General features: G+C 36.7%; 25 protein-coding genes, 1 pseudogene and 1 riboswitch. Of the genes and pseudogenes, 9 read left to right on the plus strand and 17 right to left on the minus strand.

The window, feature by feature from the left end; translation table 11 throughout:
• Positions 1-329: 329 nt before the first annotated feature.
• From BN1068_RS22165 to BN1068_RS22195, 7 genes are all read right to left on the minus strand, one after another.
• Complete coding sequence (locus BN1068_RS22165) at positions 330-539, minus strand: hypothetical protein (protein ID WP_077604970.1); 210 nt, start codon at positions 537-539, stop codon at positions 330-332.
• A gap of 2 nt (positions 540-541) precedes the next feature.
• Complete coding sequence (locus BN1068_RS22170) at positions 542-1,018, minus strand: YrvL family regulatory protein (protein WP_077604971.1); 477 nt, start codon at positions 1,016-1,018, stop codon at positions 542-544.
• Between the two features lie 179 nt (positions 1,019-1,197).
• On the minus strand, positions 1,198-1,467 hold the full coding sequence (locus BN1068_RS22175) for a hypothetical protein (protein ID WP_254846855.1): 270 nt from the start codon (positions 1,465-1,467) through the stop codon (positions 1,198-1,200).
• 48 nt (positions 1,468-1,515) lie between these two features.
• Positions 1,516-2,058 carry a hypothetical protein gene (locus tag BN1068_RS22180; RefSeq protein WP_077604972.1) on the minus strand — a complete coding sequence of 181 codons (543 nt, stop codon included), beginning with the start codon at positions 2,056-2,058 and terminating at the stop codon, positions 1,516-1,518.
• Between the two features lie 247 nt (positions 2,059-2,305).
• Entirely contained in the window at positions 2,306-2,488 is a 183-nt protein-coding gene (locus BN1068_RS24390; protein WP_175637235.1) for a GNAT family N-acetyltransferase, read from the minus strand.
• Positions 2,489-2,852: 364 nt separating this feature from the next.
• Positions 2,853-3,167, minus strand: a complete 315-nt coding sequence (locus tag BN1068_RS22190; protein ID WP_077604973.1) for a DMT family transporter — start codon at positions 3,165-3,167, stop codon at positions 2,853-2,855.
• Entirely contained in the window at positions 3,167-3,508 is a 342-nt protein-coding gene (locus BN1068_RS22195; RefSeq protein WP_077604974.1) for a DMT family transporter, read from the minus strand. The genes BN1068_RS22190 and BN1068_RS22195 overlap by 1 nt, the downstream gene beginning before the upstream one ends.
• Positions 3,509-3,587: 79 nt before the next feature.
• Positions 3,588-3,688: riboswitch (guanidine-I (ykkC/yxkD leader) on the minus strand.
• A 286-nt stretch (positions 3,689-3,974) separates the two neighbouring features.
• Between BN1068_RS22195 and BN1068_RS22200 the strand changes: the two genes are divergently transcribed.
• Both BN1068_RS22200 and BN1068_RS22205 read left to right on the plus strand, forming a co-directional pair.
• On the plus strand, positions 3,975-4,634 hold the full coding sequence (locus BN1068_RS22200; protein ID WP_077604975.1) for an RNA polymerase sigma factor: 660 nt from the start codon (positions 3,975-3,977) through the stop codon (positions 4,632-4,634).
• Between the two features lie 68 nt (positions 4,635-4,702).
• Complete coding sequence (locus BN1068_RS22205) at positions 4,703-5,686, plus strand: NAD-dependent epimerase/dehydratase family protein (protein WP_077604976.1); 984 nt, start codon at positions 4,703-4,705, stop codon at positions 5,684-5,686.
• A gap of 53 nt (positions 5,687-5,739) precedes the next feature.
• On the opposite strand, the gene BN1068_RS22210 is transcribed toward BN1068_RS22205, so the two are convergent.
• A complete protein-coding gene (locus BN1068_RS22210) occupies positions 5,740-6,201 on the minus strand; it encodes a stage III sporulation protein AH (RefSeq protein WP_077604977.1) in 462 nt (153 codons plus the stop codon).
• Between the two features lie 41 nt (positions 6,202-6,242).
• The gene (locus tag BN1068_RS24135) at positions 6,243-6,962 is read right to left on the minus strand and encodes a hypothetical protein (protein ID WP_254846856.1); all 720 of its coding nucleotides are present in this window, start codon (positions 6,960-6,962) and stop codon (positions 6,243-6,245) included.
• Positions 6,963-7,103: 141 nt separating this feature from the next.
• Between BN1068_RS24135 and BN1068_RS23795 the strand changes: the two genes are divergently transcribed.
• Positions 7,104-7,259 (plus strand): hypothetical protein, encoded by a 156-nt coding sequence (locus BN1068_RS23795; RefSeq protein WP_175637228.1) that lies wholly within the window; start codon positions 7,104-7,106, stop codon positions 7,257-7,259.
• Here the strand turns inward: BN1068_RS23795 and BN1068_RS22220 are convergent.
• Together BN1068_RS22220 and shc are read right to left on the minus strand one after the other, a co-directional pair.
• A complete protein-coding gene (locus tag BN1068_RS22220) occupies positions 7,246-7,740 on the minus strand; it encodes a L,D-transpeptidase family protein (protein WP_077604978.1) in 495 nt (164 codons plus the stop codon). The genes BN1068_RS23795 and BN1068_RS22220 overlap by 14 nt on opposite strands.
• Before the next feature lie 50 nt (positions 7,741-7,790).
• The gene (gene shc, locus BN1068_RS22225; protein ID WP_077604979.1) at positions 7,791-9,668 is read right to left on the minus strand and encodes a squalene--hopene cyclase; all 1,878 of its coding nucleotides are present in this window, start codon (positions 9,666-9,668) and stop codon (positions 7,791-7,793) included.
• Positions 9,669-9,751: 83 nt separating this feature from the next.
• On the opposite strand from shc, the gene BN1068_RS22230 reads away from it, so the two are divergent.
• The 4 genes from BN1068_RS22230 (at position 9,752) to BN1068_RS22245 (ending at position 12,763) form a co-directional block, all read left to right on the plus strand.
• Positions 9,752-10,918: a DUF2515 domain-containing protein gene (locus tag BN1068_RS22230; protein WP_077604980.1), complete on the plus strand. Its 1,167-nt coding sequence runs from the start codon at positions 9,752-9,754 to the stop codon at positions 10,916-10,918.
• Positions 10,839-11,303, plus strand: a complete 465-nt coding sequence (locus tag BN1068_RS22235) for a CBO0543 family protein (protein ID WP_077604981.1) — start codon at positions 10,839-10,841, stop codon at positions 11,301-11,303. Before BN1068_RS22230 ends, BN1068_RS22235 begins: the two co-directional genes overlap by 80 nt.
• Positions 11,304-11,357: 54 nt before the next feature.
• Entirely contained in the window at positions 11,358-12,401 is a 1,044-nt protein-coding gene (locus BN1068_RS22240; protein ID WP_077604982.1) for a YkvI family membrane protein, read from the plus strand.
• A gap of 89 nt (positions 12,402-12,490) precedes the next feature.
• A complete protein-coding gene (locus tag BN1068_RS22245; protein WP_254846857.1) occupies positions 12,491-12,763 on the plus strand; it encodes a Uma2 family endonuclease in 273 nt (90 codons plus the stop codon).
• Here the strand turns inward: BN1068_RS22245 and BN1068_RS22250 are convergent.
• Positions 12,709-13,161: pseudogene (locus BN1068_RS22250) on the minus strand (TolB family protein); the annotation flags it as partial. The gene BN1068_RS22245 and the pseudogene BN1068_RS22250 overlap by 55 nt on opposite strands.
• 142 nt (positions 13,162-13,303) lie before the next feature.
• Here BN1068_RS22250 and istA point away from each other — a divergent pair.
• Both istA and istB read left to right on the plus strand, forming a co-directional pair.
• Positions 13,304-14,803 carry an IS21 family transposase gene (gene istA, locus BN1068_RS22255; protein ID WP_077112926.1) on the plus strand — a complete coding sequence of 500 codons (1,500 nt, stop codon included), beginning with the start codon at positions 13,304-13,306 and terminating at the stop codon, positions 14,801-14,803.
• Positions 14,803-15,522: an IS21-like element helper ATPase IstB gene (gene istB, locus BN1068_RS22260; protein WP_064467641.1), complete on the plus strand. Its 720-nt coding sequence runs from the start codon at positions 14,803-14,805 to the stop codon at positions 15,520-15,522. Before istA ends, istB begins: the two co-directional genes overlap by 1 nt.
• Positions 15,523-16,756: 1,234 nt before the next feature.
• On the opposite strand, the gene BN1068_RS22265 is transcribed toward istB, so the two are convergent.
• From BN1068_RS22265 to BN1068_RS24395, 5 genes are all read right to left on the minus strand, one after another.
• Positions 16,757-17,272, minus strand: a complete 516-nt coding sequence (locus BN1068_RS22265; protein ID WP_077604984.1) for a hypothetical protein — start codon at positions 17,270-17,272, stop codon at positions 16,757-16,759.
• A gap of 248 nt (positions 17,273-17,520) precedes the next feature.
• The gene (locus BN1068_RS22270) at positions 17,521-17,799 is read right to left on the minus strand and encodes a toxin-antitoxin system YwqK family antitoxin (protein WP_077604985.1); all 279 of its coding nucleotides are present in this window, start codon (positions 17,797-17,799) and stop codon (positions 17,521-17,523) included.
• A gap of 806 nt (positions 17,800-18,605) precedes the next feature.
• Positions 18,606-19,460, minus strand: coding sequence for an aldo/keto reductase (locus tag BN1068_RS22275; RefSeq protein WP_077604986.1), 855 nt, complete (start codon positions 19,458-19,460; stop codon positions 18,606-18,608).
• A 366-nt stretch (positions 19,461-19,826) separates the two neighbouring features.
• Positions 19,827-20,276 (minus strand): DUF1569 domain-containing protein, encoded by a 450-nt coding sequence (locus tag BN1068_RS22280; RefSeq protein ID WP_077604987.1) that lies wholly within the window; start codon positions 20,274-20,276, stop codon positions 19,827-19,829.
• 181 nt (positions 20,277-20,457) lie between these two features.
• On the minus strand, positions 20,458-20,694 hold the full coding sequence (locus BN1068_RS24395; protein ID WP_077604988.1) for a DUF899 family protein: 237 nt from the start codon (positions 20,692-20,694) through the stop codon (positions 20,458-20,460).
• Between the last annotated feature and the right edge of the window lie 97 nt (positions 20,695-20,791).

The raw sequence follows: 20,791 nt of genomic DNA on the forward strand, positions 1-20,791 counted from the left end.
TATGCGTAATTAAATTCCTTTTTCACTCTGTTAATATTACGCAGATAATGGTACCAGTATAGTTTGCAGCTTAATTAAATAACATATAACACCTTACTTTCGCACATTAAAACAGGTATATAAAATTAGAGGAATCAGCAACCCATTGCTTTAATTGGCTTTGAATTTCTTTATTCGAATGTATTTGGCATTATCTTGAATCTCGATTAATTAGAGACTACATATTTCTTGTATAGACTTATAAATACATTAATAAACTAGATTCTTTTTTTATAGCTCATTTTAATATTCTTATTTGTTTCATTCGAATGCTTCTCCAGTTTAGAAGATTATTGTATATCAAAACTCGATAATATAATCCCCAGAAAGAATACCGTTATAATAAAAGCAGGAATGGATAATATTAATTTGTTTTTAACTGTAATGTCATCAAATTTTTTAAATAACTTAGTGAGCATAAATAATAAGCAGCCAAGAGCAGGAAGTATCCACGCAATCAGTCCAAGCATGAGACTGCCAACATTAAGTAAACCGATCATATTTAGTTCCTCGTTTCATTTATTGTTTCTTCATCCTCTTTGTCGTCATCATCAAAAATAATTTCGATTGCGGTAAGCAATGCTGCAATCACAACCTCTGTTTGCACAGAAAGCGTAATACTATTCATCAACTCGTCCACGGTAAACAGGACAAGCCAATTCGATGTGAATTCAATAATAATCCGGATAAGAAGTATCTTTGTTTTTTCCGTCATATTTCGGGTAGACAACACGAAAATTGATTTTGTAACCACTTCAAGTATGAGGCCTACACCAAACATGCAGATAACAAAAATAACCAAGGACCAAATTGAGTCATACTGAACACCGAGCAATTTAAAAACCCCTGCCATGCCAAAGAAAAAAAGCCCAAATACAAAGCCCACTGCCAAAACAATAAGTAGCGTTATTCCTATAATTACTATTATTTTTTCCTTTACGTTCTTATCACGAAAGGAATCATTTTCATTTTCTGACATACGTCTATTTCTTCCCCCATATTCGTATTCTGCGATCTAACATAAGTCCATCGAAGGCTGGATATATATTCCTTTAACTCTATTGATTTATTACTCTAATCTTTGAAAACCTCATTTAAATTTCCTGTGTACATTTATTCTTAATCATTCATTTTACGTTCTTTTAAACTGTTCCACAATCAAACTTGATTATTTTCTTCCACTATACTTCTCTTGATATCAAAAATTCCTATCGTGCCACAAATCAGTACTCCTAATACTAATATGCCAGTGAGAATCCAATTAATTCCCCAGCTTATAACGAGACTCCCGAAACAGCTTAATGCAATTACGATCGTTCCATATTTCGCACGCCATTTTCCCAGTTTTGTAGATCTTTTTCGCGCAATTCGTCCATCCTCTACATTAAAATTTATGATACAAATGGCATCTGCTGCTATGTTATTCAATAAGCCTGCTGGGTTATAAAGAAACACATCAGATACCTTGTCTAACCTTTAGTCATACCCGCCTTTAGCATCTGGCAGCTCTTTATACGCTTCCTTCCCTCTGATAATGCTAAATACATTATCGCGCAATCCAATTAACTGCTCTGCATCTTCAGTTGGATCACAGTAGGCTCCTGAAACAGAATGTGTTATTGTTTCACCATCAATAATAATTTCCCACTCGTCATCTTCATGCGGCTCTATATTGCACATCGTTCCGTTTACAGGCTCAGGTGTAAATTCCTTCGTTTCAACAATATTGATTTCTTTCATTTTCTCATAAACAGCTTTCATTTCTTCCTCTGTTAAGGTAACCTCTGTTGTTGCTGTCCCATCTGCTATTAAATCCTTCGTCACTGTACCTTCAAAAGTGTTGACTTCATTATTTTTTCCTACACCAAACTGAACCGAAAAGTCAAAATCATCCGGCATATTCTCTGGCATACTTGCAGCAGGATCGACTTGAGCCGGCTCCGGTTCATTTGGTTCCTCAGCTTGGCTGCATGCGCTCAGAAAAAGGATGAATAAAATAAAAAGTAATCGCTTTTTCATGAATGGCCCTCCTCTTTACTTAAATAGACGAATGCTGCGCTATTTAGTTTCAGCCTTATTGAAAAAACTTTTTGTAGTACTCGAAATAATGATTGTCTTCAATCATTTCACCAGTCCACGTAACAATCCAATGCAAAATGGTACGGTGACTGCAATATCACGTTAATTAATTTCAGCCATGCTATGTAACCGATAATAAGCTTACAAACAGATATAATTTAATAATCAGATATTTTAACAAGAATTATCAGTATTTATATTCCATCTTTAGAGACTCAAATGTGTCGCCATTTGTATCTTGCATAAAAGTCGCTACATCCTTAAAGCCAATTTTTCTGTATAGCTTTATAGCTCTTTGATTAAAGGTCGCTACAGATAATGTGATTCTTTCCGGCTTAAATTCTGATTGAATAAAGTTAATGACTTCCATTAAGCATTTCTTTCCATTGCCTTTTCCAGTTAAACGCAATATTTACCGCTTGCTCCTGTGTCATAACGTTAAAATGATATGTCATCTTCTCCCTCCTCTCATCTCCTAATTGTACTCTTCTGCCATTCTGTTTATTTAGCAAACTTCCATAAATTAGTTTTAATACCCCTTATAAATTCAGTTTACACTAAACTGCACCTGGCTAAAATAGAGTATATTAAAAATGAATTGATAAAAGGCTCCTTCTGAAAAAAAGAGCCTGCTTTTGAAAAATTGCTCAAAACAGGCTCACAAAAATATAATTTTAGGATTTTTCTACTTGAGCTACTCATAATTCGGTCATTTCTTTATATCTCTCATAATATTACGATATAAGCTTAAGCCCAATCACCGAGCATAAAACCAGTGTTATAAAAACCAGCCTCTTCCAATCCTTTGATTCACCATAAAATATCATTCCAATAAGAGCCCCGCCAACTACACCAATTCCAGTCCAAATGGCATAACCGGTACCCATCGGAATGAATCGCAATGAATAACTGAGTAAAGCAAGACTGGAACCAAATCCTAAGATGAGTAAAACAACGGTTTGTACATTCCGCTTTACAGAAAGCTGATTGATCATCGCAACACCAAATGTCTCCAGTAATCCCGCTATAATTAAAGTAAACCAGGCCATCAGGATTTAGCTCCTTTCTTTTCCTTATCAGGTGTAACTAATTTCAATCCCATCACTCCTGATAATAGTACTGCTATTAAAATAATTTTCATCCATTGAAATGCTTCTCCAAAGAAAAAAATCCCCGCAATAACCGTACCTGCTGTACCTAAGCCTACAAAAACGGCATAGACTGTTCCAGCTGGAAGTACCTGTGCTGCTGTAATCATTAAATAATTACTGATGATAATAGCAATTATTGTTCCAGTCCAGGTCCAAAAATCATAAGAATGGGTCAATCCAATCACCCAAAAAATCTCCAAAAAGGCGGCAATAAACACTTTAATCCAGTTTCGACTCAACGAAAACACCTCCAATTTTATTCTTACCAAAAAAGTCTAAAAAAACAAAAAAGCCCTGAGAGATAACTGTAGATACAGTTTCTCCCGGGCTTTTATCCCTCCGTGGCACAGCAAGTTTACTGTGAGTTTTCTCTCGGACCAGACCAATATTAGAATTGCGGAACCCTAGAAAACATTTGAGTAGCTCTATTCATTTAATTCCTTACTATTATACACAAATTTCAAAATGATTCAAGCTTCTCAGTCTCTAACAAAATGCAACGAATAAAAAAGCGTAACAGGCTGAATTTACATCCATGTTCTATATTACTTGTGAATGCTGCACATATCCGCAATAATGTTGATAATATAATTAATAATCAGCACAACTTTTCTATATTCAAATATTTTACCCCAAAACCGTATCCTTTTCTTCCTGTTCTTCGTTAAAGAAAGTGAAAGGAGCACTTAAAAAGGAGTGTAAATCATGAATCAAAAGTTTAATCAGGCTTGGGAAGACTATGCTTCTTCAATATGGAAGGCTTGCTTGCGTTTTACCAATAACCCCCATGATGCTGAGGATCTTATGCAGACAACCTGGATAAAAGCCTACATAGGTTGGAAAAAGAAGCCTAAATCACTGTCAAAGGCATACTTTACCACCATTGCAAAAAATACATGGATTGATGAGACTCGCAAACGGAAATTTTCAACCATTCCTTATGAAGACAATTGTCAACAGTTTGGGGACTCTACTGAATTAGTGACTTCCTTAAATTTCACACATGTTTTAAATACGCTTGTCACCAGACTAACCATAAACCAGCAAATATTATTTCTTCTATCAGATGTATGCAGATGCAGCCTGAAAGAAATAGCATTTTTAACAAATATGAGTGTTGGAGCTGTGAAGGCAGCCCTTTTTCGGGCAAGGCAGAAGGTAATTAGTGAGGTTCGCGGCAATATAGAAGAGGTCCACGCTTTAGATGAAGAAGAAGCACTTCGTGTCCAATTGTATAGCCAAGCCTTAGAAAAAGGAGATATACAGCTTCTTGCCAGTCTTCTTACTGACAATGTGTGTATTCCAGCCTTATATGTACAACAGCAGCAAGCTAACTCTACGTTAGATTGTAAAATGGCAGCTTAGTTACTTTATACCGGCCAGGGAAGCAGCGAATTGCGGACTCTATCTTAATTAAGGGAGGGATTGGGCTAATGAAAGTACTATTGCTGGGCGGCACGTTATTTTTAGGAAAACATATCGCAGAACAGGCTTTGAATAAAGGAATGGATATCATATTATTCAATCGTGGAAAAACAAACCCGGAATTTCTAAAAGATGTACCAGGCGTCACGCATATTGCTGGTGATCGCAGTACAGACGATATCGAAAAACTTACAGATCACTGGGACGTGGTGATTGATCCAGGTACAGATCCAAATGATGTAGAGCGCTCGGTAAATCAATTAAAGGATCGTTGCAATACTTATATTTACATCTCCAGCATCAACGCATATAAGCATCTGAATAAAGGACCTGTTTGTGAAACCGATGCACTCAATGAACTGGATAAAGGTGACTACGGCAGCAATAAGGTTACTTGCGAGGTCATTGTAAACAGGGAATTTTATGATAACTCACTTATTGTCCGGCCAGGTCTTATTGTTGGACCAGACGACCCGACAGATCGCTTTACCTATTGGCCATGGAGAATGCATCAGGGCGGGAGAATTCTCGTCCCAAATGTCAGTGATAATAAAAAGGTGCAGTTTATTGATGTGCGTGATTTGGCATCATGGATTATTAAGGCTATTGAGTACGGAGTAAAAGGAACATTTAATGCAACTGGCCCGAAAGAGGATTTCGGATTTAAAGACTTTATTTTAACTTGCAAAAAATTAGTTTCACCAGCAAATACAGAGCTTTGCTGGGCAGAGGAATCTGTTTTACAAGAAAATCAAATTCAGCCCTGGGTAGAACTTCCATTTTGGCTTCCTGATTCTTTAAATATGAATGGGATGTTGGATGTGAACAATGAGAGGGCTATAGAAGCAGGATTAAGCTTTCGTCCAATGCAGGAAACGGTTTTGGATACACTCGAATGGAGCTTACATGAGCGGAATGGAGACTGGAAAGCAGGGCTTGAGAGCGAGAAGGAGAAACGTGTGCTGGAAGCTGCGGAAAATAACGCTGGTTAAGGTATTGATCAAATTCTTTTTCTTAATGTCCGAATGTCTGGCCTGTCTTTTCATCATTCATCTTCTTCAATCGCAGCAGCTATTCCTTTTATATTCATTATTCTATTAGTCTCTTCTTCACTTCCAGGGAAAATATAACACTCTTCTTCATGACTGGTTGTGGCAAGCCAGACTTCCCCATTTTTGAAAAACGATAAGTCTTCAGGATGCTCCGGCATCTCCCACTCATATAAAGATGTAACTTTTTCTTTAATAATTCTTTTAACCTTTTCATCCTTTGTATGGTAGTAATACACCATAGCTGTTTGCCCATCGCCTAAAATCGTACTTGCCCACTCGGACTCTTCTTTCATGGTAATTAAAGCAGAATCAATTGTTTTTAAAAACGTATCAAAGCTCTTTAAAGGACCCATATCCTTTCTTAGAACAAGGTGAAATTGATCACATATATCAAAGCATACATCTATTAAATCTTGATACGTTGTTCCCTTTGCGTCTTTTTGCAATACTATCATTTTAATACTCCTTCCTATAATCTTTATCCAAAGTTGTCCCCTTATTTTGAAAAATCATTTTCACTTTGATCATAAAACCTTGTACTGGCAGATGGTATAAAGCTTATATTATAACTGCTTCCCATTTCTTGCTTCACTTTTTTCATTAAAGCAAAGCCTCTGCGGTTGAATTTATCTTCCATTTCAATCCCGTCAGGAAGTAATTTATCAGTATCCCAATCTATCCATTCTCCATACTTCGCTGCCCAAGATAGTAATTCTTCTTCTAATTGACTTGAAATCGGAATATCTTTTATATCGAGATTACTGCCGCACCTGTTACACCAAAATGGATCTGCGCCCATATCTCCTTCCATCTTTAAATCGTCGGGTTCTTTATTTTCACAACAATAACTTAAGGATAGTGATCTTTCTGCCGGGACTTTTTGGATCGTCAATAAATCCCCTTCCTGCAGCAGCAATTGCATCGGATCAGCAATTTCATGTAACAGTACTTTTGATTTTCTCCGCACCTTCAACTCAAAATGATTTGAGCTGATTAAATGTGCTATTTGCACTGTACAAACTTTATAAGATTCTGTGTGATTGCGGATATATTGTAATAACGCCCGGAGCTCCCATTCTTTTCCCAAGTCATTATATATTTCAATCTGAACTAGATAATCAAACCCTGGAATAACTTCATTGATTTCTGTAAAATCAAGCGTTCCATTACTTTGTCCCATCTTTTGGTCTGATGCTAAGTAATAGTAGTTTGTCATTTGACAGCTCTCCTATTCTGGACAATATCGTAATTAAATTCAATAGATTGAAAAATAATAAGGAAAACGTTTAATATTATTATAGCATTATCATTGGTATATAGTGCTGTATCAATTGTATTACATTAAAAGAGAATACATATGTCAGCGATAATAATCCAATTAAAAGTCCGGGTAAAATTTTTGCAGGCTAAAAACGGTAACCTGTTTATCTATAAAAAACAGATACAAAAATGCCATCCGACATTTCAGGTGGCATTCTCATTGTTATTGGTTAAACAGGTTACGGATGTATAGAAACCGGCGTTCCAATTGGAATAGTCCTCGCCAATTCCTCCACATCCTGATTGTACATTCGAATACAACCATGTGATACAGCTTTGCCAATTGAACTTGGATCGTTCGTTCCATGAATACCGTAGTGTTCCTTTGACAAGCTCATCCACATTGTACCGAATGGACCGCCTGGATTGGGCGCTTTATTAATCACAATATAATTTCCTATCGGTGTACCATGCAGTATTCCTCCCACTGCAATAGGATATTCCTTTTGCTGCACACCATCCCTTAATACAACCAGCTTCCGATTATTGACGGATATATCGATCTGATATGGAAGTGTATTGGCAGGAGGAAAGCCTGGTATGATTATAGACTGTCCCGGATAAATGACATTTGGATTTACGGTCGGATTAGCGTTTATGATCGTCTGTATCGGTATACGATAATCCCTTGCTATTTGATGGAGTGTTTCCTCTGATTTAACTATATGAATCATATCTTGCACCTCACACATTTCTATCGTTATTGCACATCCGCATGCTTACTTCAACCAAACTTCTCCCGATAATTCGCCAAAGCAAGCAACGGAAAAAGAAATTCATAGCTATGGTAGTGAATATAAAAACCTCCCGGCAGCCCCTGCCCCTTCGGATAGGCTGTCGTCCAATCATCTTTCTCCGAAGTCTCAAGCAAATATGAAATTCCCCGCTCAATCTCCGGTGTTACTTTTTCCTCTGCAGCAATCAATGTATCTATCGCCCAGGCTGTATGTGTACGCGTGCTCGTCTTTAGCGGGACATACTTTTTCTCGATATCGCTTTTACAAGATTCTCCCCAGCCGCCATCCTGATTTTGAATGGTATACAACCATTGGATTGCTTTTTGAATTTGCGGGTGATCACTGCGTGTTTTAACCGCGGCTAATCCTGTAATAGCTGCCCAAGTTCCGTATATATAACAGATTCCCCATCTGCCATACCAGGAGCCGTCCTTTTCCTGATTTTGCAGCAGCCACTTCACTCCTCGTTTCATAAAGGGCTGATACGTATCTGTATGGGTATCATTTCCGAAAAACTCCAATGTCCTTCCCGTTAAATCCGCCGTTGAAGGATCCAAAAGCATCGAGCCTCCTCCTTCAATCGGCAGCCAGGAAAGCAATGTATTATCCACATTTTTCTCAAATGCAGGCCAGCCCCCATCATCATTCTGCATAGAGACCGCCCAATAAATTCCACGGTCCCAGACTTGACGATAGACGGGATCCTCGCGGGCTAAAGAACGAATAGACCGTAAAGAAGCTGTTGTATCATCCAAATCGGGATTAATCGTATTGATATTAGAGAACCCCCATCCGCCAGGTGTCACGTCTTGATTATGGATAGCCCAATCGCCGTATTTCATCTGTTGCCGCTTCAGTAAATATTGGTTTGCCTTTTTAATTGTCTCTGTAGACGAAGATACGCCAGCCTTTTGCAAAGCATGACTAATCAAAGCAGTATTCCAGACGTTTGCTGTCGTATACTGCATATGCGTTTGTTTTCCAATGTTGGTTTTAAACGATTTCAGGCCCTCTACAGCCTTGATAATAATCGGATCCTGTTTCGAATATCCTCTGGCCATCAGAGCAAATATCATTAAAAACGTCGAACTGAAATAGCTGTAAAACGTGCCGTCTGACTCTGTCCGGTTTAACATATACCCCTCCGCACGCTGCAAGGCCAATTCATGGAGCTGTTCCGGCAGCCCTATCAGACTGCTAATCCCCCGTTGAAATGGAGTATCAAAGGAACGCCAGCTGTTTAACTCCTTTTCCCAATCGCCATCATCTCCCCGCTGCAGGAATAAATCGGACAAATCGGGCGAACGCTTTGTTTTCCGGCTGAATTTATAATCTGCTGTAATTAATATAGGGATCAAATTTGACCTTGCGTACAGTGATAAGTCAAATATATTGAGAGGAAAGGAAACCGGAAAAAGAATAATTTTAACCGGAACAGGAAGATAACGCGGCCATTTGTACTGCCCTGTCAGAGCCAACATAACCTTCGCAAACATATTAATTTCTTTTAATCCGCCATGCTGCTGGATAAATCTTGTTGCTAAACGAATCTCCTTGTCTTCCTTTTTTCGTCGGCCGGAGTACAGGAGTGCATAACAGGCCTCTACCGTCGCTGTGAGATTTCCTTCCGCTTCATCGTGGAATATTTTCCATGCGCCATTTTTACCTTGTTTACGAAGAATTCTGCTTACCAGAGCATCGATGAGGTTCTCATCATCCATTTCCAATGTACGTAGGAGAATAATCATATAACAATCTGTTGAAATTCCCGTTTCAAAGGGATACGCCCAGGATCCGTCAAGTGTCTGTTCTTCTGTAAGCCTGTCAATCAGTTGATTTATTTCTGCATCCACCTTTTCTTTCATCAGAAAACCTCTCTTATAGAAACTATTTTTCTATACATATGCCACACGGTGTAAGCATATTCCTTAGATAAGGAGGCGACCGGATGACGATTGGCTGTTTCAAAAAGAAGAAAGCGTTCGGAAGATCCATTCTTGATATAAAAAAAGAGCTGAAAAAGAAAAGGAACCAAAAAGCAAACGGCCTATCATTATACACGCTGCCAAAAGGGGAAAGAATGTTAATTCACAGCATTCATCAAATAACACATAAATGGAATAAAAATAATGTAACCCGAACACAGGCTTACTTCGATTTTTATGTACAGCATCCTGAAATCCATTGGGCTTTATTAGGACATATGGTATCACGGAACGGCGGCTGGAACATGACTGATTTAAAGGGTGACCTCCTGGCGCGATTGTTGTCTGAAAAGGAACAAAATAGCTTCTATTTATTTTTAGAGCGGGGTAATTGGTTAATATTCCAGGATGTTTATCGGCAATTATTGCTGTATCAGCAAAGTGTAAAAATGAATCGAAATCTTTTTCACCTTCTTCCTTTCTTGAACGTCTCTGTATTTATGGAAGTGATATGGAACCATTTCTGGGAGTATGGTGACCGCTATCTGTTAGCCATCGCAACCATTATTAATGAACAAAGCTATCTGGAAGAAAGAGTGGTGCATCATCCCCATTTTAAAGAAACCGTATTAGATACATTAGGTTTTAAACTGTATGATTTTTTGCGTTTTAACCATATTATTTTCCCGCTTTATCAGCATGGAGAAATAGAAAAGAAATCTGCATTGATTGGCGATACGCTGTACCATTTCGGCTCTCTCCATGAGCGGATCATGTTAGGGAAACGTTTATATGCCATCCTTTTTCAACACACATCTGTCTTAAAAGATATTCTGTTATGGGCAGGAAAGCATCCTCATACAGGCTCCAGAGCAGATTATTGGGAGGATTTGTTCCACTCTGTGAATGAATCTGCTCCGGGTACGGTATACCAGCGAAGGACAAAGCATTGTGAACGTAAAAAAGGCGCTCCCCGAATTTATAGTCCTCCGTTGAAATATGCATGGAAATATGTTGATCACGCACCGGCAGAAAAAGGTGACTGGTTTGACGATCTAAGTGTGATTGATTATTTAGTAAAGGACGAAAAAAATACAGGTGGGGAAATTCATGAAAAATACTGCAAAGCAATGGAAAAAATCGAGCTTGTCATCCTTGCAAAAAAAGCAATCTTTCTCAGACAGGAATAAAGAACGGCAGGCGTATATCATAGCTGCTCTTTTTTCTTCCCTTGTTGGGACTTACTTAGACTTATTTTTTGTCGGAATCGGCATGTATCACTTTCCTATGAGGCTCTTTCCAGAAATATTTTCGGTTAATATTGTATTTACCCTGCTGGTTCTTCCTGTCTCTGCCGTTCTATTTTTGTATATGGCTGATCGGATGAGATTTCCTTCACGGTGCATCATGATTCTTGGTATTGGTATAGCTGTGGTTTTTATCGAAAAAGCCTCGGAACATCTGGGATGGTTTATCCATCATACCGATTGGAATCATACTTATTCTTTTTTTGGGTATATATTGTTTTTCGTTTTCGTCTGGAGCATTTTTCGCTTTTTTCAGGCGAAAATTTGAAAAGCTGGTATTTACTCGTCCTCCTTATCATACAAATGATGAGGAGGTGGCGTGATGCGGAATCGAAAAATTTCTATATTGCTGTTAGCGGCTACATACGTTGGAACGGTTATTGGGGCAGGGTTTTCCTCCGGGAAAGAAATTGTTACATTTTTTAGTGTCTATGGAGCTTTAGGAACTATCGGCATTGCAATCAGTGGAATATTGTTTATTCTGATTGGAACAAAAATAATGATTATATCTGCCCGGATCCAGGCCTATTCTTATCAAGAACTAAATGAATATTTATTCGGCAGAAGCATTGCCAGAGTAGTTAACCTTTTTATTTTCATCGTCGTTATTGGTGTCACTTCCGTCATGCTTTCAGGAGCAGGCGCTGTATTTCATGAACAGCTTGGCCTTCCGTTTCAAATGGGAATTATTATTACACTCATTCTTTCTTATATCGTTGTAATGAAAGGATTGAATGGATTATTTGCCATCAACTCCTACATTGTGCCATTAATGATTCTTTTCGTCCTGTTTGTAGCTGGTTCCATTGCGGGCGAGCATCCACATCTGCTGGCAGAAAAGCTTCTCCCTGTTCAGTTATCGGACAACCTTTCGTGGGCAGGGTCCCCTTTTGCCTATGCAGCATTTAATCTGATGACAGCTCAAGTCGTCCTTGTACCGCTTGGGAAGGAAATCCAGGATGAGCATATCCTGCGCTGGGGCGGATTTTTGGGCGGGTTGGTTTTATTTTTTCTCCTGGTAGCAATTCATTTTTTATTATCTGTCTTTCCGGAAACATTTCTTTATGAAATTCCAATGGCGGAGATCGTTCAACATTTTGGAACGCTTATTCACGTTCTGTTCTTAATTGTTATTTACGGTGAGATTTTCAACACGGTTGTTGGGAATGTATTTGGAATCACACGTCAGCTGCAGTCGGCATTCCATCTTCGTTATCAGCATGCTGTCTTGCTGATTCTGTCTGCCATCTTTTTAATCAGTCAGGTGGGATACGGGAAATTACTGTCGGTATTGTATCCGTTGTTTGGCTATATGGGGTTGTTCTTTCTGTTGTGGCTATTGATTAAAAAAATGCCTGGAAAGTAAGGTTCAAAATAAATTCCTTTATTCAGGGGTAAACTAATAAGTGTATCAGTTTATTTTTAATAAGAATTCGCTTATGATTTTAAATAAGGATGGTGATTGAATTGCGTTTAACAAATAAAAATTTCAACACCTATGAAGAATTCGAAGAGAAACAACAGCAAACCGATGAAATTTTAGAATATATTGATGGAATTATTTACATGTCTCCCCCGCCAAGTATAAAACATCAAAGGATATCGTCCTTTCTTCATGGAGAACTGCATCAAGTATTAAAAAATAGCGGTTGTGAAGTATTTTCTGCACCAACGGATGTCCTGTTTCTATCCTTATCATTTTGTTTTACTTTTTCTATTTCAATGTAATATAAGCAATTGTTCCGGTATTCCTTGCCTACATGATTAAAATCTCCATATAGTTCCTTTCGTTTCTTTATTGTCTCAGATTCTTTTGACTGTGAAACATAATAAAATCCCTTACCGGTGGGTTCCCATATGAATTTACTGGTCCCTTCTTTCTCATCAGTAATTTGAACCCTGCTATTACTCTCTATTGACTTAATAAAGATTTGGTTTTTCTTATTATTCTTGTCACCAATTGGGCTAAGATATGCGATATCCCTGGAGTCTGGAGACCATAATGGATATGTGCTATCGATATTCTCACTTGTTATTGGATAACTCTTCCTCTTATCTTTTTCACATATCCAAACTTGGCTTCTATATTTATTGTCTTTCCAGTCAGCTGACTTCTTGTTTATGGCAAACTAATAATGTAGGGATTGGCATTTAATTTATGTATGGCCCGTAGGGCATACATAAATTAAATACGCCACTTGCCAACTCCTCCAAATAACTTTAAACTCCTCGTTGGACCAACAACGTTCGACAGGAGGTTATTAGGAGATGTTAGCAGTGGCACAAATTGATTATATCAGACATGAGGTAAATCAAAAAGGTGAATCCTATGCCGATGTGGCAAGGAGAATGGAAGTTGACCCACGTACAGTTAGTAAGTATGCAAATCAGGAAGAGTTCAAAAGAAAGAAAAAGCAAAAACGAAAAGCACGGGTAATGGAGCCAGTTAAGCCCATTATAGATAAGTGGATTAAAGAAGATTTAAAGAAGAAAAAGAAGTATCAGAGAACAGCTAAAAAAATGTATGAGCAATTAAGAGATTTTCATAGCTTTACAGGGTCAGACCGCACTGTACGCGATTATGTATCCAAAAGAAAAAAGGAATTAAAGGAATCGATGACAGAAGCAGCCTTACCTCTTGAATCTATACCAGGTACAGCTCAAGTTGACTTTGGAACTGGGCCATTTAACTATGATTCAGAAACGATCGATTTACCGTACTTAGTGATGTCGTTTCCGTATAGTAATAGCTTTTATTTTCAAGTTTTTCCTTCGGAAAATACAGAATGCTTATTGGAAGGTTTACAACGGATGTTTCAACATATGGGCGGGGTTCCGAAGACGATACGATTTGATAATTTATCCCCTGCAGTGAACAAAATATTTTCTAAAGGGGAACGTGAATTAACAGATACATTTGAACGCTTTGTATTACACTTTGGTTTTCAGTATGAGTTTTGTAATCCAGGTAAAGGCAATGAAAAAGGCCATGTAGAAGCCATGGTGAAATATGTAAGAAACAACTTTTTATTACCGGAAAATAGGATTATAAACGTTGATCATTTCAATGAAACATTATGGGAAATGGCAGAAAAAGATCGTGATCGACTACATTACGATAAAAAGATCCTTCAGTCAAAATTGTTTGAAGAGGATTTAAATAGCTTTCTTATGTTGCCTGAAAAGGGATTTGAATGTGCTCGATATGAGGAATTGAAATCAGACAAATATGGAATCGTCAATGTAGATACAAAACAATATTCGACATCTCCAAGGTTTGCGCAACAAAAAATTAGAGTCCGTATTACTTATAACGAAATTGCCATTTTGAACGAAGATAACGAAGTGATTGCCAAACACACCAGACTCTATGGTGTAAGGCGGAAATCTATGATTTGGCAGCCTTATCTAGATTTATTGTCCAAACGACCAAGAGCTATAAAATATTCAAGTATTTACAACCAGTTTCCATCTATTTGGACGGACTATTTAAAGAACTGTACAGAAGAAGAACAAAAAAATGCTTTACGCCTATTAGGAGAACTTTTAAAGAATGATGATTTTTCATTACTCAATGAAGCTCTTACGATGGCTTCATCTCATGGCCATCCAAGTACGGATCAAATCAAGCATTGTTTTTACACTGTAATAAATCAAAGCAATACATATAAGGAGATAAGTCCAGCTATTAATCTACCAACTATGCCTGCGGCAACCAGAGGGCTTTCTCATTATGATTCTTTACTTCAAAGCGGAGGTGTATCTTGATGAAAGAGCAAATTGAAGCACATGCCAAACGCTTGAAGTTAAGTTGGATAAGAGAGCATTACCATGAAATTAAAGCTGAAAATAATTATGACTATCTTCTTCAATTATTTGAAAGGGAGGTTGAAAATAGAGAGGAAAGAAAAGTGAACTTATTACTAAAGCAAGCACAATTACCAAAGACAGGCGACCAACCTTTTCAATGGGAACATATTCAAATCCCTCAAGGGATTGATCGTGATAAGATCCTCCAAGGGGAATTTATTCATGAAAAGGAAAATCTGATTTTATATGGTGGAGTCGGCACAGGGAAAACTTATTTGGCAACATTAATTAGCTTAAATGCCATACATAGGTATGGCACCAAAGTGAAGTTCTTTACGTTGGCATCTTTAGCAAATAAATTAATAGAGGCGAACCAAAATGGTTCCCTCCCCAGGCTGATTAAACAGCTTGAAAGACTGGATTTACTTATATTAGATGAACTAGGCTATATTCCTCTTCACAAAGAAGGTGCAGAGTTATTGTTTCAGGTGATATCTATGTGTTATGAAAACAAAAGCTTGGTGATTACTACCAACCTTCAATTTGGACAATGGAATCATGTTTTTGGGGATCCAATATTAACAGAGGCTGTGATTGATCGACTTATTCATCATTCACATTTACTACTTTTTAACGGTGAGAGTTTTCGTTATAAAGAATCATTAATACAGCAATAATTGGAGGCGACAAGTGGCATGCATTTTTAAATGCCATTTCATACATTTTTTACTTGCCAAATACATTCTTCACAAATGCTACATTTTTACCGTCATCACTTATGCTTGTATCTGATAGGGTTGGTAATGAAATAATGTCTTCTATACTTAGATATGTTTTTTTATTCATTTTCTTTAATATCCCCCTCGTGAAGCCCATTAATCTAATAATCCTGTTCTTTGCTCTTCCCTAAAGAACAAGGTTATCTTTATATCAATATTATTATTCGAATAATCAATTAGATGAAAATGGAGAGGTGCAATTTGATTTAATCAAGGAGAATGAGAAAGCGACTTCCAGTTTATTTGAAAACTTTAAAATTGAAACTGAAAATTTGTTTTTTGATTAAATAGTATTAATTGGCAATAAAGGAACTCCATTGTTATATTGGAGTTCTTTTATGTTATGAATAATATTTCCATTTCAGTTGTTTGATTTCATTTTATTTCCTCTAGCACTGATCTTCTCGCTTTAGCTCAAAAACTTTATTTTAGTGATTGCTCTGATTTAACTAAAGTACCAGTTAATGAAAGACTTATTTCATTATTACTCTTTTAGCATCCAAATTTTAAAGCGATGTTAATTATAGTGAAAGGAATATAAGAAGAACATTTCAAAAGGAATTGGGAGTCAGCTCTAAAGAAATGTCAAGTATTATTAGCCTTCTATCGGAAATATCCATTAGTTATCATGACAAATTAGCTTCTTTTATTGAAACAACTTATTCATCCATAGTTCTGCCCAATATTTATTATTTTTCTTACTATGCTTCATCTTCCAAAATTCTACAAAGATTGACTATATCAAACCCCGTTGTCATTCTCAGAACCTCATCAATCGATTTATCAATTTTGGATGTTTTTTGACACAAAAACACCCCTTTAGATAATCACATCCAAAGGGGAGAGGCTTCGCAATTTATTTATAAACACCATGACTTTATTTCAAATTCACACACATAGTGACTTTAAAATAAAGTTAGATTAAAACCACCTCGGAAACCCATATTTTACGATAAATTAAAAGCATCCATTAAAAAAAAGATTGATCAAAACAGATTTACTCTATTTGAACAATTATATAATTTTTATAAAAAGTTTGATCATTTTCTGTTTGGGTTATTCCGTTAAAGCGCATGATAAACTAATAACAAGATAAAAATCAAAAGAACCCCTGCTTCAATCACTTTTCTTTTTAAAGTTCAATAAATTCCCCATTTTCTACTATATGTATTTCTGCTTCTTCTAATTTATATTTTGTTTCTCCTTCTGTGCTATATTTTAAAAGTAATGGTTGCTTCGAATCTGGATCATTCCATGATAGAATCATTTCAAAATCATGATCCTCATCATTTAGACTATAACTGCCCTCAACAAAATAAACGTTTTTATATAATCTACCAGTAAATGCACTTACAATGTTTTGTATCTCATCATCATTTTCATCTATTTGATAGTGTTGGTCTTCCTCAGGAAATTGAATGGAAGTATTTTCTTCATATTCGATAACAAATTCCTTTACTGCGGAAATAATCATGTTTCGATTCATTTCTACTAAACTACTTTCATTTTCTTTATTTTCCTTTTTTTCCTGGTTCTCTTCTTGATTATTTTCTTGGTTAGTGTTTGATTTTTCATCATCGTTACTACAAGCTATTAGTATAAAACTGATTGCAACAAAGATAGCTATAAGCTTTATGTATTTCTTCATCATCTACCGCCTTTTCTTTATTTCAATAATGGAAGTATGGATTCATATTATTTGAATTAAGTATTATAACGAATTTTATTATTCTTTAATCTGACCTTGTTAATGGAATAATCCTTAATTTTATTATAACCATAAAAACCCGAAGCTCTTCTTGGAAAAGTACCGGAAAAAGCCTTCGGATTCGGAACGTTATTTTTATTTAAGGAAGGGATCTTATTACAGGAACAGTGAAGCTGCCAAAATATTTATTACTTGTCCCGATTAGTCGTTTTGTATTTTTCACCTTTGCTGTCATAAGTAATCCACTCACCAACTGGCTTCCCATTTTCAAAATACCCTGAACGTTTTATGGTTCCTTCTGCACGATACCATTCCCAATAGCCTTCTGGCTGATCTCCAACCACTTTCCCCTTTGACCATATCGTTTTACCGTTTGCGTGATACTTTATCGTGAATCCATCAATCACTTCAAGTTTCTTTTCCTTAATACCCTTTGGCTGTATCATGTCGCACTGTTTTTTCTCCATAATAGACCTCCGTTAACTTTTAAAATTAATAACTCATTTCCAAATCTTATGAGCCTAAAAATAAAGACACTAAAAGTTTCATCCCATTCTCTTTGCATGTCTTCTTATCTTTTACTCCTACAAATTATGTAAAAAATAAACTTAATTCCTTTTTCTACCTATGTATAACAAAAATAGATAGCCCATAAATTGCCCACCTCAAACCCATATTCCGCCGTTCCAGTTAAAATAAAGGGTTCCGACAGAATAGCAAGAGATGCAACAAGATTAAGCTAGGATAAAACTATTGATTTTCTATTGAATTATACCATAAAAAATTACGTTCTCTCTACTACATTCCTATCGAATATTAACGTTCCACCCAACCCCTCAACTGCTTCTTCCCCATATCCTCACCCCACATCTCCAAATTCTTCAATAGAAAAATTACATTCCTCCATTTTGTCCGCTTTCCACCGAAAATGGACAAAGAAAGTATTAGTCTTTCTAAAAATATTGGAGTGATATTGGGTTTCTATTAAAAAATATTGAACTTACATATTGAATAAAAAACAGAACAATCCTTCGAGTTTGGGAACGTTAATTTTATTTAAGGAATGATAATTTTTATTGGAACAGGTGCAACAATAAATTCGTTTAAATTAATTGTTCTTACACAATAGCGTTAACAGAAAAATTTTAAATATAAAAGGCAGGTCTGCTTAAAAACAGATCTGCCTTTTATCTATTGCCCAAGAATAGCTAACTCAGGTAGTGTATTTTTCAGCTTCAAACCGAAACAATACAATGTTCATAGAATCTCCTGACTATACATATTCGTGATATTCATAAGGGTCCTGTCCTTCTACACGGCCAGCTTCCCCTTTATCCAATGAATCCATTTTTTCCATATCCTCAGGAGCTAATTCAAAGCTGGTACTATTAATATTGTCTTTTTGATGCATTGGATTACTTGATTTAGGAATAGCAAACACGCCGGCCTGATAATTCCAGTTTAAAATAATCTGTGCCGGAGTTTTATCATATTTATCCGCAATTTCTTTAATTGTGGCATTTTCCAGCACATCATTCAGATAACCCCGGCCAAAAGGACTCCAGGCTTCGGTAAGAATACCCCGTTTTTTATTTTCTTCAACCATACGGTTATTATTAAAATACGGCTGACGCTCCACCTGGTTTGTAGCAGGAGTCACGCCTGTTTCTTCGATGATGTTATCCAGGTGTTCTGGTTCAAAATTCGAAACGCTAATGGTTCTGATTAACCCTCGTTTTTGAGCATCCACTAAAGCCTGCCAAGCTTCTACATATTTGTCGTCTTTAGGATTCGGCCAATGAATTAAATACTTGTCGAAATATTTTAGTCCGGTGCGGCGTAAAGATTCTTGAATAAAGATAAATGCCTTGTCGTATTCATGGTGAGAGCCGGGCAATTTCGCACTGATTAAAATTTCTTCTCTGGGCAGTGCAGACCGACGCACGGCTTCTCCGACAATACCTTCATTATTATAGTTTGTTGAAGTATCGATTAAACGGTAGCCCAGGTTTAAAGCATTTAAAATTTCAAATGTGCCCTGGTCACCATCGATACCAATCGTGCCTAATCCTAGAGAAGGAAGCACAGAACCGTCATTTAGAGTAAAACCATTATTATTAACAGTCACAATCTCATCTCCTTTAAAACCTTTATAAGGTAAGTTGAGTTTGATAGAAAAGTTACTTTCTTCCTGTCTTTCAATATGAAATCAACAGGTCGTCTTCGTCTAACAGTGGTTCCGGCAAAAAAAGCTGCCGGTCAATCATCAAACTCAGATTACATTACCAGTATTTCATATTTTCATCTCTTACTAAGATGCCCATAATTACTATACCCCAATTTTAAAAATCCTACACTAACCGGTACTGTCGGCTAATTCTGAGAGTTCTTGATTACACTGACCAGTAAAGTGCCTACTGTATTCTATCCTGAATGTTGTTTATTTTTAAAAATTAAATTATTGGAACCTCCATTATAAAAATATCCTTACTAACTAAACTCCAAACTGCCTTAAATGATGATCAAGATGCTTGTAAATTCCTTTTCCCCATTGCTCGGGAGTAAATTTCCCAAAAAAAGCATGAGGGTGCGTGGTACACTTTTCAGGTCCATTCTTTTGGAACGTTATAATTTTTTGTTTCAGCTTTTCTCTTTCTGTTTCAAATTCTTTTCCCTCTGTAATCAAAATGGTTGGTATAGTGGACATATTGTGAGCTACCGGTTTATCATTATAAAAAATTGGTTTCGCAAACCGTCCTACCACTATTCCTAACCACCCTCTCTTTGGAAAAGAATTTCCCATTGCAATGTCTTGGAATGCTGAGCAATGAGCTAACATTTGAGCAACATCCATCTTTCCCCACTCAGATTTTGACTCTGGGCCTAATTTATCAATGCGTTCTAAAATTTCCTCTGTATGTAATGAATTAAATATATTTTTCATTTGTGCATCTCCCTTTACCAGGTTACCCATCCATCACCACACTAAAACATTTTATTCTGTCTTACTTCTGTAGATAGCAATTTTCTCAAAAGCAATAACATAATAACCTTCGGAGTTGGAAATGTTAATTTTTTTATTGGAAAGCAAAACGTCCCTTTAAATCGTTTATCAAGCTGTTAACTTAAGAATTGCAACAGGAGCTCTCTCCCTCAGATTTATCGTATTTGTCATGGAGACGAATCCACAGATAAGGTTGTGTTTGCGGCACCCATGCAGGTGAATCTTCCCAATACTCCTGTCTCCCGAATGGTGTTATATCAAGATAACTCCAGTTAGTCCCCAAATGTTCAACCCCTCGGGCACCAGTGGAGTACGTAAGAAAAATCCGATCCTCATCGCCGCGTAAAAAACACTGCAGAGGTGTGTTTCTCCATCTAGTTGTTTATTTATAATAAAGTTTAATCAAAAAGAGCCATTTAAACCTGATTTGACTACAAAGAAGTGCCTGTTTTTGT

It is taken from the genome of Oceanobacillus sojae (genome assembly GCF_900162665.1).
GTDB lineage: Bacteria > Bacillota > Bacilli > Bacillales > Amphibacillaceae > Oceanobacillus > Oceanobacillus sojae_A.

Excerpts from the sequence above, each read along its gene's own strand:
- BN1068_RS22165 (WP_077604970.1), bottom strand. The coding sequence starts at position 539 with ATGATCGGTTTACTTAATGTTGGCAGTCTCATGCTTGGACTGATTGCG.
- BN1068_RS22170 (WP_077604971.1), bottom strand. The coding sequence starts at position 1,018 with ATGTCAGAAAATGAAAATGATTCCTTTCGTGATAAGAACGTAAAGGAA.
- BN1068_RS22180 (WP_077604972.1), bottom strand. The coding sequence starts at position 2,058 with ATGAAAAAGCGATTACTTTTTATTTTATTCATCCTTTTTCTGAGCGCA.
- BN1068_RS24390 (WP_175637235.1), bottom strand. The coding sequence starts at position 2,488 with ATGGAAGTCATTAACTTTATTCAATCAGAATTTAAGCCGGAAAGAATC.
- BN1068_RS22190 (WP_077604973.1), bottom strand. The coding sequence starts at position 3,167 with ATGGCCTGGTTTACTTTAATTATAGCGGGATTACTGGAGACATTTGGT.
- BN1068_RS22200 (WP_077604975.1), top strand. The coding sequence starts at position 3,975 with ATGAATCAAAAGTTTAATCAGGCTTGGGAAGACTATGCTTCTTCAATA.
- BN1068_RS22205 (WP_077604976.1), top strand. The coding sequence starts at position 4,703 with ATGAAAGTACTATTGCTGGGCGGCACGTTATTTTTAGGAAAACATATC.
- BN1068_RS22210 (WP_077604977.1), bottom strand. The coding sequence starts at position 6,201 with ATGATAGTATTGCAAAAAGACGCAAAGGGAACAACGTATCAAGATTTA.
- BN1068_RS24135 (WP_254846856.1), bottom strand. The coding sequence starts at position 6,962 with ATGACAAACTACTATTACTTAGCATCAGACCAAAAGATGGGACAAAGT.
- BN1068_RS23795 (WP_175637228.1), top strand. The coding sequence starts at position 7,104 with ATGTCAGCGATAATAATCCAATTAAAAGTCCGGGTAAAATTTTTGCAG.
- BN1068_RS22220 (WP_077604978.1), bottom strand. The coding sequence starts at position 7,740 with ATGATTCATATAGTTAAATCAGAGGAAACACTCCATCAAATAGCAAGG.
- shc (WP_077604979.1), bottom strand. The coding sequence starts at position 9,668 with ATGAAAGAAAAGGTGGATGCAGAAATAAATCAACTGATTGACAGGCTT.
- BN1068_RS22230 (WP_077604980.1), top strand. The coding sequence starts at position 9,752 with ATGACGATTGGCTGTTTCAAAAAGAAGAAAGCGTTCGGAAGATCCATT.
- BN1068_RS22235 (WP_077604981.1), top strand. The coding sequence starts at position 10,839 with ATGAAAAATACTGCAAAGCAATGGAAAAAATCGAGCTTGTCATCCTTG.
- BN1068_RS22240 (WP_077604982.1), top strand. The coding sequence starts at position 11,358 with ATGCGGAATCGAAAAATTTCTATATTGCTGTTAGCGGCTACATACGTT.
- BN1068_RS22245 (WP_254846857.1), top strand. The coding sequence starts at position 12,491 with ATGGTGATTGAATTGCGTTTAACAAATAAAAATTTCAACACCTATGAA.
- istA (WP_077112926.1), top strand. The coding sequence starts at position 13,304 with ATGTTAGCAGTGGCACAAATTGATTATATCAGACATGAGGTAAATCAA.
- istB (WP_064467641.1), top strand. The coding sequence starts at position 14,803 with ATGAAAGAGCAAATTGAAGCACATGCCAAACGCTTGAAGTTAAGTTGG.
- BN1068_RS22265 (WP_077604984.1), bottom strand. The coding sequence starts at position 17,272 with ATGAAGAAATACATAAAGCTTATAGCTATCTTTGTTGCAATCAGTTTT.
- BN1068_RS22270 (WP_077604985.1), bottom strand. The coding sequence starts at position 17,799 with ATGGAGAAAAAACAGTGCGACATGATACAGCCAAAGGGTATTAAGGAA.
- BN1068_RS22280 (WP_077604987.1), bottom strand. The coding sequence starts at position 20,276 with ATGAAAAATATATTTAATTCATTACATACAGAGGAAATTTTAGAACGC.